This is a genomic window from Trichocoleus desertorum AS-A10 (genome assembly GCF_039962155.1).
Taxonomy (GTDB): Bacteria; Cyanobacteriota; Cyanobacteriia; order FACHB-46; family FACHB-46; genus Trichocoleus.
Genome location: NZ_JAMPKN010000008.1, coordinates 139610 through 157163 on the forward strand (window position 1 = coordinate 139610; position 17554 = coordinate 157163).

A 17554-nucleotide genomic window follows, 5' to 3' on the forward strand; every position below is an offset into this window, starting at 1 on the left:
GTGACGAAAGGCGATCGCTTTCCTAGGTTTGAAGAGGGAGGGCGATCGCCTAGTCAAGTTTACAAAGCCAACTTTTGGCAAGGCAATCAAGAAAATATTTTAGCAAGTCACAACCAATCATTTTTTATGGCGAAACGTTTGATTGAATTTCCCTTAGAAGGCGGCGGTTATGTTCTGGTTGAAGTTGCAGAATCAGAAGCATCCGACAGTGTAGGGCGAATTGGGCGAGAAGATGAGCTTTTGCAGAAGTCGCAACAAACCTTTGAGGCGGCTCTAGATGGAATTAAACCAATTGCTAGCACGCTAATCAATAAACTTCGGAGTCTCAATCAACCTGCAGATGAAGTTCAGGTCAAATTTGGATTAAAAATGAGTGCAGAAGCAGGCGCAGTGATTGCATCAGCCAGCATTGAGGGTAACTATGAAATTACATTGAAATGGAGTCAAAACCAGTAACCAATGGTTGCACCTCTTCAATATGCAATCGTCCGAATTCGCAAATCAAGTGGAGCGATCGTTGGAGCAGGGTTCCTGGTTCACGAAAAATATGTTTTGACTTGCGCTCACGTCATTGCACAAGCCCTAGGCATTGCGGAATCAACGCCTCAAAGCCCTTCAGAATCTGTTCACCTCGACTTTCCACTCATCGATCCTGCTGTGCAACTGACAGCACAGGTGGTTCTTTGGCGACCCGCTCCAGTTAAGGGCGCTTCCAACCAAGGCCACGAGGATATTGCTGCTCTAGAACTTAACAGCTTTCCACCTCCCGCCGCAAAACCTGCACGGCTATTGCTAGAAGATGATCTGTGGGATCATCCCTTCCAGGCATTTGGATTTCCCGCAGGTCATGATGATGGGTTGTGGTCCACAGGAGTTCTGAGGGCAAAGCAAGGTACCGGATGGGTACAAGTTGAGGATACAAAATCGCCAGGTGGACGGCTAGAGTCAGGCTATAGTGGAACACCTATATGGGATGAAAAACTTAACGGTGTTGTCGGAATGGCAGTTGCTGCTGACTTGAAGCGAACTGAGGCCAAAATCGGTTTCATCATTCCAACAAGATTGATGGCAACTACCTGGACAGCTTTAGCAGAATTGACAATTCCTCCGTTAATTTTGGCGAGCAAAAAACCCAACCGTTCTCTTCAATGGATACTCGCAAGTTTATTTGGTTTGGCTGCCTTAGGAGCAAGCACTCTATTAATTCCTCAAGTTCGTGATCGCTTGGGCTTAGGAGAAGCAGCCTGTTTTAGGGAAGCAGAGAGAAAAGGGGAAAAGGCGATCGCTGTTGTTGGTAAGTTCTACAACGAACCAGGAACACCTATTATGACACCCTTGCTTGAGGATCGAATTCTTTATCGGCTTAACAATAAGCCAGTACCTAGATCGAGAGTTTGTCCAATCACTAACAGAATTAGATCAAGAACCGAAGCCGAAGTATTAGGGACTCAACAGAGGGCAGCAATTGTTGTTTGGGGAACCCGTAGTGGAGCAACTTTAGAAGCTAGTGTGTCTTTAATAAAACCAAAATCTACCAGCAGACTACCATTATCTGCTGATACAGCTAAGGACTTTGACGATAGAACCAAAGATTGGCCAGATTTAATCTTAATTCTGACGATTTCTAAGTTGAGTCGCCTTGCCAAAGAAGAAGGACACATCAGTGAAGCTATTGACATGCTTTATCAGACTTTGATTGAGGCAGAAAATAGATTGCCTGACTCTCAAAACTTACTGACGATGAAAGTTTTCTCCAGTGCCTACTATCAACTAGGAGATTTGTATTCTCCAATCGAAAAGCTTAGTTGTCCTAGCAGCGAAGATAACTGTGAAAATGCTTTAGCAATGTACAAAGCATCTTTCCGCTGGAATCCAACAAAATATCAGGCACTAATGAGTCAAGGAGTTCTTTTAAATCAATTAGGTAGACTTACTGAGGCCGAGCAAGTGTATACGCAAGTAATCACTTCTATACCTGAACATCAAAACGAGCAAAAGATTATTGCTTACGCGAGCAGGGCAGAAGTATATCTTAGAGAAAGAAACTATATAAAAGCAATCACCGATTGGCAATCTACTCTTCAGCAGGAGCCTAGAAATACGTTTTTTTTACGTCGCTTAGGGCTAGCTCAATTACGGGCTGAAAAGATACAGGAGTCCAAAGAAACCTATGAGAAAATTAACCGCTACTTGAATGATAATAAAGCAAAAAAATCTGAAGTAATTGAAGAACTGAAAAGACTTGCAAAAGAACAACCTAAACTGGCTTCTAGCATCAATACTGTAGCTTCTATTATTCAGTAGGAATATTTGTCAAATCATCCGGATTGCATTCAACTTTCTTGCCGAGCCTAATATACCAACCTTTGTCTTCTCCATTTTCAATGAGTTTCAAGTAGTATTTGTTATTTCCGCCATCAACGCAAGGATATTGAACGCCAGTATCAGAACTTGTTCTAAAGCTAATCGTAGTTCCCGCCAATCTAGCTCCCTCTCTAGTTTCACTATTCAGTCTTTCAGATAGCTTATGAATATACTCCATCGGAAGAAGTGAAGGCTTATTGGCTGATTGCAACTTCTCCGATTCGGTTTTTTCTAGTTGATGCGGATTGTCCTCTTTCTGTTGATTTTTTTGGCCCCACTCAAGCACATAAGTCTCTCCTAATCCTTCGTCACTCTCTTCAAAACAATGAAATTCAAGGCGCAATCCAACAAGCTCATCTGCGAAATATCCACAAGCTACTAGTTCATTTTTTATTGCTACCTTGGCAATCTCTAGTAGTTGGTCAAGCCCAAGCCTTCCAACCTTACCTTCAGACAAATTCAACAATTCCTTAACTGACTCCTGTTCTGTTAGAGGCTGTTCTAGGTCAATTATCATTGACTGTTTTCTCAAGGGTTTCCCTCTAATTTCTATCACTGTGTTTGTTCAACATCATAATCTAATCACTTTGGTGTAGGAATGATTAGAGGCTTTAGTAATTTTTTACTTTTAGGTTATACAAATTAATGCTTTATTTCTTCTTAAAAGAAGTGATTATAGCGATCGCCTTCCTCACTCCATAAGATAAGTGCGATCGCCCTCCCTCACCCCTTAATCTCCCCTTAAGCTAAACCTCCTCTGCCTTTGGGCGGATCGACAAAACTCTCTGTTATCTTCCGATCCCCTCTTGCAAACTGCCACACTCAGACCGACACTTATCTTGGGAGTTGACTGGCAGTTTAGAGGTCTTTTGTGAAAAGAGTATTATCGATTATTCTCGGTGGGGGAGCCGGAACCCGCCTTTATCCATTGACCAAGCCTCGTGCGAAGCCTGCGGTGCCCCTCGCAGGCAAATACCGTTTAATTGACATTCCTGTTAGTAATTGCATTAATTCTGAAATATTCAAGATTTACGTTCTAACTCAGTTCAACTCAGCCTCCCTCAACCGCCACATTGCCCGCGCTTACAACTTTGCTGGCTTTACTGAAGGATTTGTTGAGGTACTTGCGGCGCAACAAACCCCCGAAAACCCCAACTGGTTCCAAGGTACGGCTGACGCAGTTCGTCAGTACATGTGGTTGTTCGAAGAGTGGGAGGTTGATGAGTACTTGATTCTCTCCGGAGATCACCTGTACCGCATGGACTACCGCCAGTTTGTGCAGCGCCACCGGGATACAGGAGCCGACATCACGATCTCAGTCGTGCCAATGGATGAGCGACGAGCGTCTGACTTTGGCTTGATGAAGATTGATGCTTCTGGGCGAGTTGTAGACTTTAGCGAGAAGCCTAAAGGTGAAGCGCTGAAACAGATGCAGGTAGATACCAGCATTCTAGGGTTGGATGCCAAGCAAGCTCAAGAACGGCCTTATATTGCCTCTATGGGCATTTATGTCTTTAAGCGCGATGTCTTGATGAACCTGCTGAAGCAGTCACCCGATCGCACTGACTTTGGTAAGGAGATCATTCCAGCTTCCGCCGCAGACCACAACGTCCAAGCTTATTTGTTCGATGACTATTGGGAAGACATCGGAACGATTGAAGCTTTCTACGAAGCTAATTTGTCGCTAACCCAACAACCGCAGCCACGCTTTAGCTTCTACGACGAGCAAGCACCGATCTACACTCGTGCCCGTTACTTGCCTCCTAGCAAGCTCCTAGATTGCCACGTCACCGAGTCAATCATTGGGGAAGGGTGCATTCTGAAAAACTGCCAGATCCAACACTCTGTCTTGGGTGTGCGATCGCGCGTAGAATCTGGATGCGTCATCGACAACGCCCTGTTAATGGGTGCTGACTTCTATCAACCCTTTGCTGAGCGCAATACCAACTGTGAAACTCGTACAGTACCAATGGGGATTGGAGCCAACACCACCATTCGACGGGCGATCATCGACAAAAATGCCCACATCGGTTGTGATGTGCAAATCATCAACAAAGATCGGATAGAAGAAGCTGAGCGCGAGGACCTAGGGTTCTATATCCGCAATGGCATCATCGTAGTGATGAAAAATGCCGTGATTCCGGATGGAACCATCATCTAGGCAAGAAGCTAGAGGTGTGGAGTTAGGAGATGATGACTCTTTAACTCCACATCCCACGCCAAATACTACTCGCCTAATTATCTTGATGGGGCTGCCAGGAAGCGGCAAAACAACCCTGGCTCAATATTTACTCACGGCTAGCCCGGAGCGTCGGTTAATTTCTACTGATGCAATCCGGGCTCAATTGTTTGGAGATGAAGCCGTGCAGGGACCGTGGTGGCAGATATGGCGCGAAGTTCAACATCAGCTACAGCAAGGCATTAAGGACATTTCCCAAGGCCAAATTCCTGATGCAATTTACGATGCTACGAATACGGCTCGCAAGCAACGGCGACGGGTGTTAACGTTGGCGCGATCGCTGAGCTTTCAGGAGATTGTCGGTTTTTGGCTAGATTTGCCTTTGGAAGTGTGCTTAGCCAGAAATCGTCAGCGCGATCGCGTGGTTCCAGAAGCTGTAATGTTGCGCATGCACCGACAACTTTTAGGCGCACCTCCAGCACTAGAGGAAGGATTCACGAGCTTGATTCGTCAGTCTTGGCATCAGTAAAACAGGCAATGGCGGAAATTGCGATCGCATCTCGCGCAAGAACCGAACTCTGCGCTAACGCCACCTCTGATACCTTAAATCTAGTTGAAAAGCCCACAGTAAGGGACTAGATATTGAGAGGTTTTGAGAGGTTAGAGTTATGGCACTCATTCGTTGGGAACCCTTCCGTGAAGTTGACACCCTACAGCGGGAAATGAATCGGTTATTCGATAGCCTCGCTCCCGAAGTCAACCAAACTGCCTTTGTTCCTGCCGCAGAAATGCAGGAAACCTCAGAAGCCATTCAGCTAAAAATTGAAGTACCTGGGATTGCAGCCAAAGACCTGGACGTGCAAGTAACCGCAGAAGCGATCTCAGTTAGTGGAGAGCGTAAAGCTACTGTCCCCAGCGAAGAGAGAGCCGTCTTTCGTTCCGAGTTTCGTTACGGGCGTTTCCAACGAGTCATTCCCCTCCCCACTCGGGTTCAGAATACCCAAGTGCAGGCTGAGTTCAAAAATGGCATTTTGCATCTCCACCTACCCAAGGCTGAAGAAGAACGCAACAAGGTCGTTAAGGTGAATCTAGCAGGGTAATTGGAGTGGCGATCGCTACTGCTTAGATGCCTGATCAAATCAGGTGCTTGGTAAGCTAATTGCTTAAATCTGCACTTAATTCGGTAATAGTTCAGGGGAGGGCGTGAGTCAGCATCGCTCTGCCCTGAATCTATGTATAAGCTATGGGAGTTTAGCTTTGCCCCTTACCGCATCCAGATTGCGGCGCGGCTAAAGCAGACGATCATAGATATAAAGACATAAACTGAAACTATTAGAGGAGGTAGGTGGATGGCTGCAACCGACTATAAAGATTACTACGCTGTCTTGGGAGTGAATAAAACCGCCACTGCCGACGACATCAAAAAAGCATTTCGTAAACTAGCCCGCAAGTACCATCCAGACGTTAATCCAGGCAACCAAGACGCGGAAGCGCGTTTTAAGGAAGTCAACGAAGCCTACGAAGTGCTATCTGACCCAGAGAAACGCCAGAAGTACGACCAGTTTGGCCAGTACTGGAAACAAGCGGGTGGCGGGTGGCCAGGTGGTGGAAGTAGCCCTAATGTTGACTTTGGCAACTTCGACTTTAGCCAATACGGCAGCTTTGATGACTTTATCAACGAGCTGTTAGGTCGCTTTGGTAGCCCTGGTGCTGGCCCTAGCCCTGGAACGGGACGACAAACCTATAATTATCGCACCACTCCGGGTGGCCCAGGCTTTGGGGACTTCGGCGGCTTTGGGGGTTTTGGCGACACTGCTACCGCTCCAACTCAAGACAGTGAGGCCGCGATCGCTCTCACTCTGAGAGAAGCCTTCCAAGGTGTGCAGAAACGCCTCAATTTAGGCAACGAAGTGATTGATGTCCGCATTCCTCCAGGGGCAAAACCCGGTAGCCGCATCCGCGTCAAAGGCAAAGGGCCAGCGAGTCCCTATAACCAACAACGCGGCGATCTCTATCTGGTCGTTAACATTCAACCCCATCCCTTCTTTCAGTTTGAGGGCGACAATCTAGTCTGCGAGGTGCCGATTGCGCCGGATGAAGCAGTGTTAGGGGCACAGATTGAAATCCCTACTCCCGATGGCAGCGTCACCATGAATGTGCCTGCTGGCGTGCGGGCAGGGCAATCTCTACGCTTACGAGGCAAAGGCTGGCCCAATCCCAAGGGTGGACGCAGTGATCAAATCGTCAAGATTGCGATCGCCTCCCCCAAGGAACTCAGTCCCCAAGAGCGTGAGTACTACGAAAAAATTCGAGCCATCCGCAGCTTCAATCCCCGCAGCCACATCCAAAGCATGCAGCTCTAGAGCACCGCCAATAACTCCTCTACACTGGCGTTGTGCGATAAAAACGAGAACATATGTCGGAAGCGCAGGTTGCCTTGAGTGTCCAAAACAAACTGCGCTGGAAGGGGTGCGCCTAGAGCTTGCCCCACTCGGTAAGCGCGAAATATTTGGCAGCTAGGATCACTAAGAAGTGGCATCTTTAGGCCCAAATCGCGCACCACAATTTGGCTTTGGCGCTCATCAGTACTGGTAATCATCAAAACTTCCGCACCGCGACTCGTAAACTTCTCGTAGTTCTCGTTCAGCGCCTTGATGTGAGGGAAGCAAAAAGGACAGTACTGCTTTTCGGTAAAGATGCGCGTAAAAGCTAAAATTACGGGTTGCTTTCCCCGGTAAGCCGCTAATTTAATCCGCTGACCCTGAGTGATATCTGGTAACTCAAAATCAGGAGTTTGCTGGCCTAACTCCAAGGAACTCGTTGCTGGAATCGGGAAAAAGTTGTTGAAAAAGCGCTGATTCAGCAGGCCGCTAAAGTCTGTTGAGGTTAGCATCGCTAGCTATAACTGATGTCTGTGAAGTAAGGTTCGGAACTACGGTCAATCATAAAAAAGGGTGAGCATTGCCCACCCTATCAACAAATTACAACTAATCGCTAATCGCTAATTGCTAGCAACTATACCGCTGCGAAGTAATTCTTGGACTTCACAGGGTCAGGATTCATGGTGGCATCACCAGGCTTCCAACCCGCAGGGCAGACTTCATCGGGGTGAGACTGCACGTACTGAATCGCCTGCAAGGTCCGCAGAGTTTCATCCACACTACGACCGAAAGACAGGTTGTTAATGGTGGAGTGCTGGATCACGCCATCTTTGTCGATGATGAAGAGACCGCGTAGTGCCACGCCTGCTTCAGGGTCGAGCACGTTGTAAGCAGCGCTGATTTCTTTCTTGATGTCGGAAACAAGAGGATAGTTGAGGTCACCCACTCCACCTTGTTTGCGATCGCTTTGGGTCCAAGCGAGGTGAGAGAATTCACTGTCTACAGACACGCCTAGAATCTCAGTCCCAATTTGCTTAAATTCGTCGAAGCGATCGCTGAAAGCAGTAATCTCAGTGGGGCAAACGAAGGTAAAGTCTAGGGGATAGAAGAACAAGACAACATATTTGCCTCGGTAGTCAGACAGCTTGATGGTCTTGAACTCTTGATCGACCACAGCCGTTGCAGTGAAGTCGGGGGCAGGGCGACCAACCCGGAGGCAACCTTCGGTATTGTAGGTCAAGGTCATGGACTTGATTCTCCTTGAAGAGTCTACAGGTCTACATTTGCTGAGTCATAGGCAAGCAGTGAGCAACTCACTTTGTCCTATGCAGGCAACGACTGATTATTTAAGAACTGTTACGCAATATATCATAGTCATAACGATTTTGAGTAGAGCCTATGGCAGGTTTGCCACAACCTTGGGAGCGCTAAGTAAGGCTTGTTTGACATAATATTGAGTCTGCTTCTGCTTCACAGCCTGTTTTGATGCCACCTCAAACTGCTCCATCTATCTCTCCCCGTCCCTTCTTAAAATGGGCAGGCGGAAAGAGTCAACTCATTTCTCAGTATCAGCCTTACTTTCCTCAAGAGTTTGTCACTTACTACGAACCTTTTTTAGGAGGGGGGGCCGTTTTCTTTCACCTCTTACCAAAGCAAGCGATTCTTACAGATATTAATCCAGAATTAGTGAATGTTTATTGCCGCGTTCGAAACCAAGTTGAACCTTTGATCCTGCGTCTGCAAGAGCATCAGAAACAGCATTCCCACGACTACTATTACCAAGTAAGAGCTGAAAAGCCTGCAACTGATTTGGAGCGGGCAGCTCGCCTAATCTATTTGAACAAAACTTGCTTCAATGGCTTATATCGAGAAAATTCCAAAGGGAATTTTAATGTACCCATTGGACGCTACAAAAATCCTGGAATTTGCAATGCAGAGTTACTGCGATCAGCATCGCTAGCCTTACGCTCGGCTACGATTTCAATCAAACCTTTTGAGGCAGTTTTAGATTGCGCTAATCGTGAGGATTTCATCTATTTTGATCCGCCCTATTATCCTCTTAGTTCGACAAGTAACTTCACTGCTTACAGTCGCTACACCTTTGATCAAGAGCATCAAATAAGACTGAGAGATGTATTTGCAAAGCTGGCAAGCCGAGGTGTGAAGGTGATGCTTTCTAATTCAGATTGTGAGTTTATTCGAGAGCTATACGCAGGCTTTAATATCAACGCGATCACCGCTGCTCGATCGATTAACTCTAAAGCAAGCAAGCGAGGAAAAATCACAGAGGTTTTGGTGACTTCCTATTAATTCATAGAGTAATTGAGCGAAGAAAAAGAAAATTTGGTTTTCTTAATATCCAGAAGGCAACACCCAATCGCCTTCTGGATTTTTCAACTGAATTAGTTTACGGATATATCAGAATTTTGTAGGTTTCTGGTCCCGGTGAAACGGCTTGTTCGACAGCTTGAGATAGATCCTCTAGGGGATAGCGATCGCTAATCAATGCTTCGACATCAATGCGACGATTAAACACAATATCCGCAGCCAAATTCTGTACCCGGAAAGAAGAGCTGTAACTCCCCATCAAGTCAATTTCCCGGCGATAGAGAATATTGGGATTAATGGGAATTTCAACCTCATCGGGAAACTCTGCGAAGAACAAGATTTTGCCACCTTTGCGCGTGCAATCTAGCGCTTGGAAGAAGGCTTTGTCGCTGGGCACCGCGAGCAAACTCACATCCACGCCCATACCTTGGGTTAATTCCTGAACCTTCTGAGCAATTTCAGGATCGCGGGCATCAAAAGCGGCATCGGCTCCCACACTCAGAGCTTTTTCAATCCGAGCAGGAATTAGATCTGTGGCGATCGCTCTAGCACCGAAGTACTTCACCAGCATGATAAACATTAGCCCAATCGGCCCTGCTCCAGTGATCAGCACGGTTTGACCGGGGGCAATTTGGGCTTTTTTAACGGCTTTGAGGCAGCAGTTGGTCGGCTCTACAAAGCTGGCTTGCTCAAAACTAATGTCGTTAGGGATGGGAATCAAGCCACCGTTTCGGACAATGTGCCCCGGCACTTTGACATATTCGGCAAAACCGCCACCGCTGGGAGCAAACCCTGCTGTTGTCGTGACGTTCTTGTAAACATCGCACATAGAGAAATTGTCATTGAGGCAATAGTTGCAATGCATACAGGGAATGTGGTGCATTACGACGACGCGATCGCCCACTTGCCAATTTTTGACTTCAGCCCCGATAGCCGCGATCGTGCCAGCAGTTTCATGACCAAAAATTCTAGGTGGTTCGTAGAGAGGATAGAGAATTTTTTTAATGTCAGATTGGCATAGCCCCACAACTTTGACTTGCACGAGCACTTCATCTGCGCCTAATTCAGGCACAGGCAGTTCCTCGTAACTTAGCTGCTTCACCCCACGAAACACTTGTGCTTTCATACTCCCCTCTAATGCTGCTAATCTGCCGCTAAAGTGCCGAAATTAGGTTTTTGCAGACCCAATGATCATAAACTTTACCAAGACTCGTTATGCGCCACGCCGCCAAAGTCAATTCCATGCCACTCACCTTAGAAGAATTAACCGCTGATGTTTTAGTTGTGGGTGGAGGCACAGGCGGCACAGTTGCAGCCATACAGTCGGCCCGACGAGGGGCCAAAACCGTTTTGGTCAGTGAGTTTCCTTGGTTGGGTGGCATGCTGACCAGTGCAGGAGTTTGTGCCCCAGATGGCAATGAGCTGGCTGCGTTTCAAACCGGAATTTGGGGAGCTTTCCTCCGAGAATTACAAAAACGGCAACCGGGTGGCTTAGATCATGGCTGGGTCAGCTTCTTTACCTATAACCCTCGCATTGGTGCCCAGATTTTTGCCGATTGGGTGCGATCGCTGCCTAACTTGCAGTGGATTAGCGGTCAAACACCTGTAGAAGTTTTACGCCAAGGCGATCGCATCACCGGAGTCTGCTTTTCAGATTTTATCGTCAAAGCCCAAGTCACATTAGATGCTACTGAGCTAGGGGATTTGTTAGTTTTAGCCGAAGTGCCTTACCGTTGGGGTTGGGAACTGCAGTCTGCATGGCAAGAGCCGAGTGCCCCCGCCGCTACAAATGCTCTGACTCAACTCTGCCCTGTGCAGTCGCCTACTTGGGTAGTGATTCTGCAAGACTTTGGTGCGGGCAATCATGCTCCAGCGATCGCTCCTCCACCCAATTACGATCCAGCCCAATTTGCTGGTGCTTGGGAAGGTTATAGCCCAGAGCAGTTTCTCAACTACGGTCGCTTACCTGGCGATCGCTTCATGCTCAACTGGCCCCAGTGCGGCAATGATTACGGCCTAGGTGTGGATCGTTTGGTTCAATCGCCGCAAGCGCAACAGGAGTTTTTGCAAGAAGCTCGCTGGCATACTCAAGGTTTTGCTCATTTTATCCAAACGCAACTTGGCGATCGCTACGGTTTAGCCGCTGATATTTTTCCCGACCTACCTGGAAATTTGGGAGGTGGAGCTTACGCCCTGCATCCCTACTATCGCGAAGCTCGCCGCCTCCAAGGACTGGTGACTGTACGCGAGCAAGATATTTTGCCTGTGCCTGGAGGCCAAGTAGCTGCTTTACCTGTAGATGAGCAAGGCCAAGTCACGGCGATCGCGATCGGCAACTATGCGAATGATCACCACTACCCAACGCATATCAACGGCCAAGCTTTACCGAGCGTCAACCTTAAGCCCAAGTCAATTCGCTGGGGCGGACGCTGGACAGGAACTCCTTTCACCATTCCTTACGGTTCCTTGATACCGCTAGCAGCGGATGGCTTATTGGTTTGTGAAAAGAATATTTCTGTCTCTCACATGGCCAATGGTGCCACCCGTTTGCAGCCTACAGTGATGAATATTGGTCAAGCCGCAGGCATGGCTGCTGCATTGTGTGTAGAGCACAACTGTCAACCCAGAGAACTCAAAGTGCGATCGCTGCAAACTGCTTTACTGGAAGAGCCTACTGCTCCTGCTGCGATCGTTCCTCTCTTCAATTCGCTACCTGAACATCCTGACTGGTTCTATTGGCAGTCTCATTATTTACAAAATCATGAACAATACCTGAGCAACGGCAATTATGCAGATGCTAGAACTGCAAAATCTATACTTAGCGTCCAGAACCTGAGTAGCAGCGTTCAAAGCGTGCACCAGAAATTTTCCGGAACTTTCAATAGATATGGTGACCAAGATTACAGGTTCCTTTCGTCCCATCCTTGTTCACTGGTGAATGAGGAATGGAGTTTAGTAACTCTACAGCCTATAGTCAACCAAAGCCTGGAGTCATGCTCAAATAATTGTAAACTCACTATTCTGGGAAGATTAAATCCATCAGGAAAATGGATTTTGATTGAAAGAATTCAGTCGGTTTGATTGGCTTTACCCTCAATTCCTAACTTTGGATAAGTGATGACTAATTTCGTGGCTGATGAAAACGAACCAATTCTAGTTGAATTTGCTAACCAGCCAGGGATGGAGGAGGTTGGGATTAGTTTAACCTCTGGAACTGAATTAGCTAAGCAATCTGCACTGGCTATTAATAATGCTATGAATACGATACGGAATATGGCTTACCATGTTGTTGCTACTATGAAATCTCTGCCTGAACAGCCTACTCAAATAGAAGTCCAGTTTGGAATTAAGCTAAATTTAGAGGGGAGTGCAGTTGTAGCTAAAGCTTCTGGGGAATCAACAATTACAGTTAAGCTCAGTTGGAATCAGCAGACAAAGAGTGATCAATAACATGATGTCTAGAGTCCAAAATCTGCTGCTTTTTACAGTACAGATTCGCTCCCTAGCTACTGATAAAGTTGTCGGTACAGGAATTGTTGTTTCAAGAGACGGAAGAATCATAACCTGTCTCCATGTACTTGAAATGGCAGGAATAAATCCAAAAGAAGCTACTGACAAAGAGGTTTCTATATGCTTTCCGAAGAGTAGATACAGACAGATGCAAACATGTAAGGCAACAGTGCTTGCATACTTTCCAGACTACGATGAGGACATTGCAGTACTAAGAATCAAGAGCCCACCTTCTCTTTCACCTGAGCAAGTTGCAATTCTAGGTACCGCTGAGTTGTCCTCTGGTAATCCCTTTCGCAGCTATGGCTTTAGGCAGCTTGGCGAATCTCCAAGCGGATATGCTGATGGAGAAATTATGGGTCCAGTGCTGCCATTTTTAGGCAAAAATGCTCTGGTTGATCCGATAGAACTAAGAACAAGAGATATTCGCCCTGGTATGAGTGGGGCAGCAGTTTTGGACATCAAACGTAACCTAGTTATCGGTTTAGTAGCTAAACGCTGGAATCCAGGTGATAAATGTACAGACGATAACATTGCTTGGGCAGTAGACAATTATGTTCTTACTTTTCATCCAGTTCATTTAACTGTTTTGGAAGATGATAATGAACGATCCAACGGCGAATAATTTCAATCGTCTTTCATTACACACAGAACCTTTAAGTCTAACGTCGGGTCCTCAGCCTAAGGTAGATGCTGAGGCAGTTAAAAATGTTGTAAGCCATGGCTTACCGTTTAACCTAGAACGAGCTCCCTCTCCTTTAAACGAATGGGTAGGACGCCAAGACCTACTGGAAGAAATTAGCTCTGATTGGTTGCATCCAGAACACTTAGTTACAGGCTTGATTGGGTTTGGTGGAGAGGGAAAAAGCTCGCTAGCACGTCAATGGATTGAGTACTTACTAAGAAATTCAGCTCTACCCAAACCTGACGGTATATTTTGGTGGAGTTTCTATGAAAGAAATAATGTTGATGAGTTCCTTGAAGAAGCTTTAACTTATTTAAGCAATGGAAAATTAGATGTAAATACGCTCCCATCAGCCAGCTCTCGAGCTAACTTCCTAGCCTCTCTAATTAGAGCAGGTCGGTACTTATTCGTTTTAGATGGATTGGAAGTAGTTCAGTGTAACTCAGGGGATGAGTATGGCCTAATAAAAAGTAATGATTTATGGGAGTTCTTAAACTACTTTGCTGCTGGAAATCATGAATCTTTTTGCCTGATTACTAGTCGTATTCCTATATTCGATTTGATTCAGTACATCACATATAAAAACAGTAATGTGGATCGGCTTAGTGAAGTTGATGGACGAGAGTTACTTAGAAAAATCGGAGTGACGGGAACAGATGGGCAGTTGAATAAGATTGTTAATACATGGGATGGTCATGCTCTCACTTTAAGCCTTCTAAGTTCTTACCTTACTGAATATTATGAGGGTAAAGCAAATTTTCTAGATCGCGTTCCTTTGCCAACAGAAGCTGAATCAAAGTATGACCGAATTAATAGAATTCTACGACGTTATGAACAATTCTTGGCTAAAGATGAGCAAGAATTCATGCAAACGTTTAGTGCTTTTCGCTTACCTGTTCCAGAATCAGCACTAAACCAAGTTTTTCAAGTTGATTCGGCAGTAGTGACCAATCTAATTAAGTACCGAATCTTACGTTATAACTCTCATGAAAGTTATTACACAACACATCCACTAATCCGCTCTTATTATCTAAATCAGTTAAATAGTGATCCTACAAAGGCTAAAAATGTTCATCGACAAATTAAAGAGTTTTACTTAAAAACTGCCGGCCAAGTTCCTAAAAATCCTACCTTAGAAAATTTCGTTCCTTTTATTGAAGCTGTTCATCACTTATGTCAAGCTCAGGAATATGATGAAGCAGATAGTATTAGGCTTAAGAAAATAGAAAGAGGTGAACAGTACGTCCTGACGGAAACCCTAGGGGCTGAGGAAACAAACTTACAGTTAATGATGGAGTTTTTTCCCGAAGGCAACACCTTGAAAGACCCACAGGTGAGTAAATCTAGCTCAAAAAGTGGAATATTAAATGAGCTTGGCTTATGCTGGACAAAATTAGGACAATTAAGCTTAGCAAAATCAGTATATGAGAGAAGCCTTAAAATTGATTTAGATTATTGTGATTGGAGTAATGCAGTTATTAAGTATGAAAACTTAACAGAGCTTTATATATACCTAGGTGAGCTACTGAATGCAGAAGATGCTATTCACAATGCCCTATTCATAGCTCGCCAGCACAACGATAAGCTTGGTATACGCACGTCTCTCGTATGGCAAGCATGGTTGAATTGTTTACTAGGAAGACACACCCTCGCAGAACAGGCTTTTCAGGCAGCAGAAGTATTAGAGAAGCTGATCAATCCAGAAGTTAAATATCTTTTCAGGTTGCGTGGAATCTACCATGCCACCTATCTTCGACGGGCAGGCAACCTGGATTACGCACAAAGAATTTTAGAAGCAAACTTAGCTATTTGTGAGCACAATCATTGGTCTGAATACATAAGTCGTAGTCATTGCGCATTAGGTGATTTATATATTGATAAAGGGAATTATACTGCTGCCTATCAGCACTACGATCAGGCATTAAAAATTGCACGTAATATTTGTAAGCTGGATACCTTAATTGAAGTGTTACTAGCTCAAGGGCGTTGGGCAACGAAAACAAATAATTTTGAAGCAGCTTTTAGTATTCTATGTGAGGCATTGAGTTATGTTGAAGCTGGTGGCTATAAGTTGTATGAGGCAGACACATTTATTTCCTTAGCTTGGCTACATCTTTCTATAGGAGATTTACATACAGCCAAGACAGAGGCAGAGCGAGCTAATCAAATAAGTATAACTACTAATTACTACTGGGGGAAAATAAATGCAAAAGAAGCTCTATTAGCCTCATTTAATAATCTCTAATCTATTAGCATCTAGAATAATTACTCAATTATTTGTTCAAGATTAAGAAGATAAAAATATAGTCCGTACAAATTCAGTTGTCAGCGCTGTCCTGATATCGGGGTAGGAGGGACGTAGTAAGTAGTGGACACTTTGTTGGACACTGGCTTATGCGTTCGTACAACTTTATTGCTTTAATTGGCTTGTTACTGACTTACCCTGTCGCTTGCCCTCAGCTTTTTGAAACTCATGCACTTGAACTATCGCAGAATAGTACATTAAAGCAGTCCCTGCTTAGCTCATCCCGTTACAACTTTAAGAGTAGTGTACACAGAGACGGTGAAAAGCAAAGACTAGCTAATAGAGGCAGTGGCCGTCGAGAACTGTCTAATAGAGGCAGCGGACGTCGGGAACTAGCTAATAGAGGCAGCGGACGTCGAGAAGATACAGGAAGAAACTTTGTGCCTGTGGTTTGATGAGCAACCCATGACGTGCGGTATAAATCATAACTTGCTTCAGGTCAATGCCGAATCTGAAGCAATCTTTTCTTTAACGGTCTTCTTCGGACTGGTCATACGGTCTTGGTCCCAAAGAGGCTTATCAATTCCTAGTTTCTACAGGAACGATTCCTACAACTCTTAGAGCTTTGCTTCAAGAGATAAATAACTAAGTTTTTCGACAATTAAGGTAGTATTCTTGCTTCTAGACCTTAGTTGCAGAATTCTACGGCTGAATCTGCTTCCTTTTTCATTTAATAATTCCTATTCAAAGAATTTGCTAGTGCCTAGGCTAGTAGCATACTCTAAGCTTAGATGTATCAAACTAACAATAGTGAGTGAATAGATATTAGGAGGGGCAGGTGAAATTATCAGTAACCGCCTCACCTTTTATACATTGCATGTATTTTTTTCGTTAGCTCCTACAGAGCATGGCTCCCGCTATGAACAATGACTTGAATTTAGATCTGCTTAAACGGCTTAGCCCCAGCGCTATGGATCAGATCATGCTGTATTTGGCATTTAGTGCCATGCGTACTAGCGGACATCGGCACGGGGCCTTTCTAGATGCGGCTGCAACTGCTGCCAAGTGCGCTATTTACATGACCTATTTGGAGCAAGGACAGAACCTGCGTATGACAGGTCACTTGCACCACATTGAGCCAAAACGGGTCAAAGTAATTGTTGAGGAAGTCAGACAAGCCCTAACGGAAGGCAAACTCCTAAAAATGCTGGGGTCTCAGGAACCTCGGTATCTGATTCAGTTTCCCTACGTTTGGCTAGAGCAATATCCTTGGCAGCCTGGGCGATCGCGCATTCCTGGGACAAGCCTCACCTCCGAAGAAAAGCGCCAGATTGAGCAGAAACTACCCGACAATTTGCCAGACGCTCAACTGATCAATTCCTTTCAATTCATGGACTTGATCGAGTTTCTGCATACGCGATCGCAAGAAGACCTCACCGCAGATCGTCAGATGCCTTTAAGTGAGGCATTGGCAGAACACATTAAACGCCGTTTAATTTACTCTGGCACTGTCACACGCATTGAGTCGCCCTGGGGCATGCCCTTTTATGCGTTGACCCGTTCTTCCTACTCCCCCGCCGATGATGAGGAGCGTACCTACATCATGGTGGAGGACACAGCTCGCTATTTTCGCTTGATGAAAGATTGGGCTGATCAGCAACCTCGTGTCATGCGAGTGCTTGAAGAACTCGATATTCCTACCGAAAAAGTGGATCAAGCACTGGAAGAACTAGATGAAGTCATCCGGGCTTGGGCCGATCGCTACCATAAGGTAGGCGGACAATCCATGATTCTGCAAATGGTACTCGGTCCCCGCGAGGAAGAAGGCTCCTCTTGGTAGTTTCCTTTTTATCAAGTTAAAA

At 45.5% G+C, this 17554-nt stretch carries 16 protein-coding genes; 12 read left to right on the top strand and 4 right to left on the bottom strand.

Annotated elements, in window-relative coordinates:
- The gene (locus NDA01_RS13455; RefSeq protein ID WP_348228384.1) at nt 1-456 is read left to right on the top strand and encodes a CU044_2847 family protein; all 456 of its coding nucleotides are present in this window, start codon (nt 1-3) and stop codon (nt 454-456) included.
- Between the two features lie 3 nt (nt 457-459).
- On the top strand, nt 460-2304 hold the full coding sequence (locus NDA01_RS13460; RefSeq protein WP_348228329.1) for a tetratricopeptide repeat-containing S1 family peptidase: 1845 nt from the start codon (nt 460-462) through the stop codon (nt 2302-2304).
- On the opposite strand, the gene NDA01_RS13465 is transcribed toward NDA01_RS13460, so the two are convergent.
- On the bottom strand, nt 2294-2881 hold the full coding sequence (locus tag NDA01_RS13465; RefSeq protein WP_348228330.1) for a hypothetical protein: 588 nt from the start codon (nt 2879-2881) through the stop codon (nt 2294-2296). The genes NDA01_RS13460 and NDA01_RS13465 overlap by 11 nt on opposite strands.
- Nucleotides 2882-3235: 354 nt before the next feature.
- Between NDA01_RS13465 and NDA01_RS13470 the strand changes: the two genes are divergently transcribed.
- From NDA01_RS13470 to NDA01_RS13485, 4 genes are all read left to right on the top strand, one after another.
- Nucleotides 3236-4525 (top strand): glucose-1-phosphate adenylyltransferase, encoded by a 1290-nt coding sequence (locus tag NDA01_RS13470; protein ID WP_348228331.1) that lies wholly within the window; start codon nt 3236-3238, stop codon nt 4523-4525.
- Nucleotides 4509-5072: an AAA family ATPase gene (locus NDA01_RS13475; RefSeq protein ID WP_348228332.1), complete on the top strand. Its 564-nt coding sequence runs from the start codon at nt 4509-4511 to the stop codon at nt 5070-5072. Before NDA01_RS13470 ends, NDA01_RS13475 begins: the two co-directional genes overlap by 17 nt.
- A 139-nt stretch (nt 5073-5211) precedes the next feature.
- Nucleotides 5212-5643 carry an Hsp20/alpha crystallin family protein gene (locus tag NDA01_RS13480; RefSeq protein WP_348228333.1) on the top strand — a complete coding sequence of 144 codons (432 nt, stop codon included), beginning with the start codon at nt 5212-5214 and terminating at the stop codon, nt 5641-5643.
- A gap of 249 nt (nt 5644-5892) precedes the next feature.
- On the top strand, nt 5893-6906 hold the full coding sequence (locus NDA01_RS13485) for a DnaJ C-terminal domain-containing protein (RefSeq protein WP_348228334.1): 1014 nt from the start codon (nt 5893-5895) through the stop codon (nt 6904-6906).
- On the opposite strand, the gene NDA01_RS13490 is transcribed toward NDA01_RS13485, so the two are convergent.
- Both NDA01_RS13490 and NDA01_RS13495 read right to left on the bottom strand, forming a co-directional pair.
- Nucleotides 6903-7436 (bottom strand): peroxiredoxin family protein, encoded by a 534-nt coding sequence (locus NDA01_RS13490; RefSeq protein ID WP_348228335.1) that lies wholly within the window; start codon nt 7434-7436, stop codon nt 6903-6905. The two genes, NDA01_RS13485 and NDA01_RS13490, sit on opposite strands and share 4 nt — an antisense overlap.
- Before the next feature lie 122 nt (nt 7437-7558).
- Complete coding sequence (locus tag NDA01_RS13495; protein WP_190433268.1) at nt 7559-8170, bottom strand: peroxiredoxin; 612 nt, start codon at nt 8168-8170, stop codon at nt 7559-7561.
- Between the two features lie 239 nt (nt 8171-8409).
- Between NDA01_RS13495 and NDA01_RS13500 the strand changes: the two genes are divergently transcribed.
- Nucleotides 8410-9234, top strand: coding sequence for a DNA adenine methylase (locus NDA01_RS13500; protein ID WP_348228336.1), 825 nt, complete (start codon nt 8410-8412; stop codon nt 9232-9234).
- Between the two features lie 97 nt (nt 9235-9331).
- Here the strand turns inward: NDA01_RS13500 and NDA01_RS13505 are convergent, their stop codons facing one another.
- A complete protein-coding gene (locus NDA01_RS13505; protein ID WP_348228337.1) occupies nt 9332-10378 on the bottom strand; it encodes a zinc-dependent dehydrogenase in 1047 nt (348 codons plus the stop codon).
- A gap of 116 nt (nt 10379-10494) precedes the next feature.
- Between NDA01_RS13505 and NDA01_RS13510 the strand changes: the two genes are divergently transcribed.
- From NDA01_RS13510 to hetR, 5 genes are all read left to right on the top strand, one after another.
- A complete protein-coding gene (locus tag NDA01_RS13510) occupies nt 10495-12333 on the top strand; it encodes an FAD-dependent oxidoreductase (RefSeq protein WP_348228338.1) in 1839 nt (612 codons plus the stop codon).
- A gap of 36 nt (nt 12334-12369) precedes the next feature.
- On the top strand, nt 12370-12702 hold the full coding sequence (locus NDA01_RS13515; RefSeq protein ID WP_348228339.1) for a CU044_2847 family protein: 333 nt from the start codon (nt 12370-12372) through the stop codon (nt 12700-12702).
- Between the two features lies 1 nt (nt 12703).
- Nucleotides 12704-13387: a S1 family peptidase gene (locus NDA01_RS13520; protein WP_348228340.1), complete on the top strand. Its 684-nt coding sequence runs from the start codon at nt 12704-12706 to the stop codon at nt 13385-13387.
- Complete coding sequence (locus NDA01_RS13525) at nt 13365-15692, top strand: tetratricopeptide repeat protein (protein ID WP_348228341.1); 2328 nt, start codon at nt 13365-13367, stop codon at nt 15690-15692. The genes NDA01_RS13520 and NDA01_RS13525 overlap by 23 nt, the downstream gene beginning before the upstream one ends.
- A 907-nt stretch (nt 15693-16599) precedes the next feature.
- Nucleotides 16600-17532 (top strand): heterocyst differentiation master regulator HetR, encoded by a 933-nt coding sequence (gene hetR / locus NDA01_RS13530; RefSeq protein ID WP_431193399.1) that lies wholly within the window; start codon nt 16600-16602, stop codon nt 17530-17532.
- Nucleotides 17533-17554 lie beyond the last annotated feature (22 nt).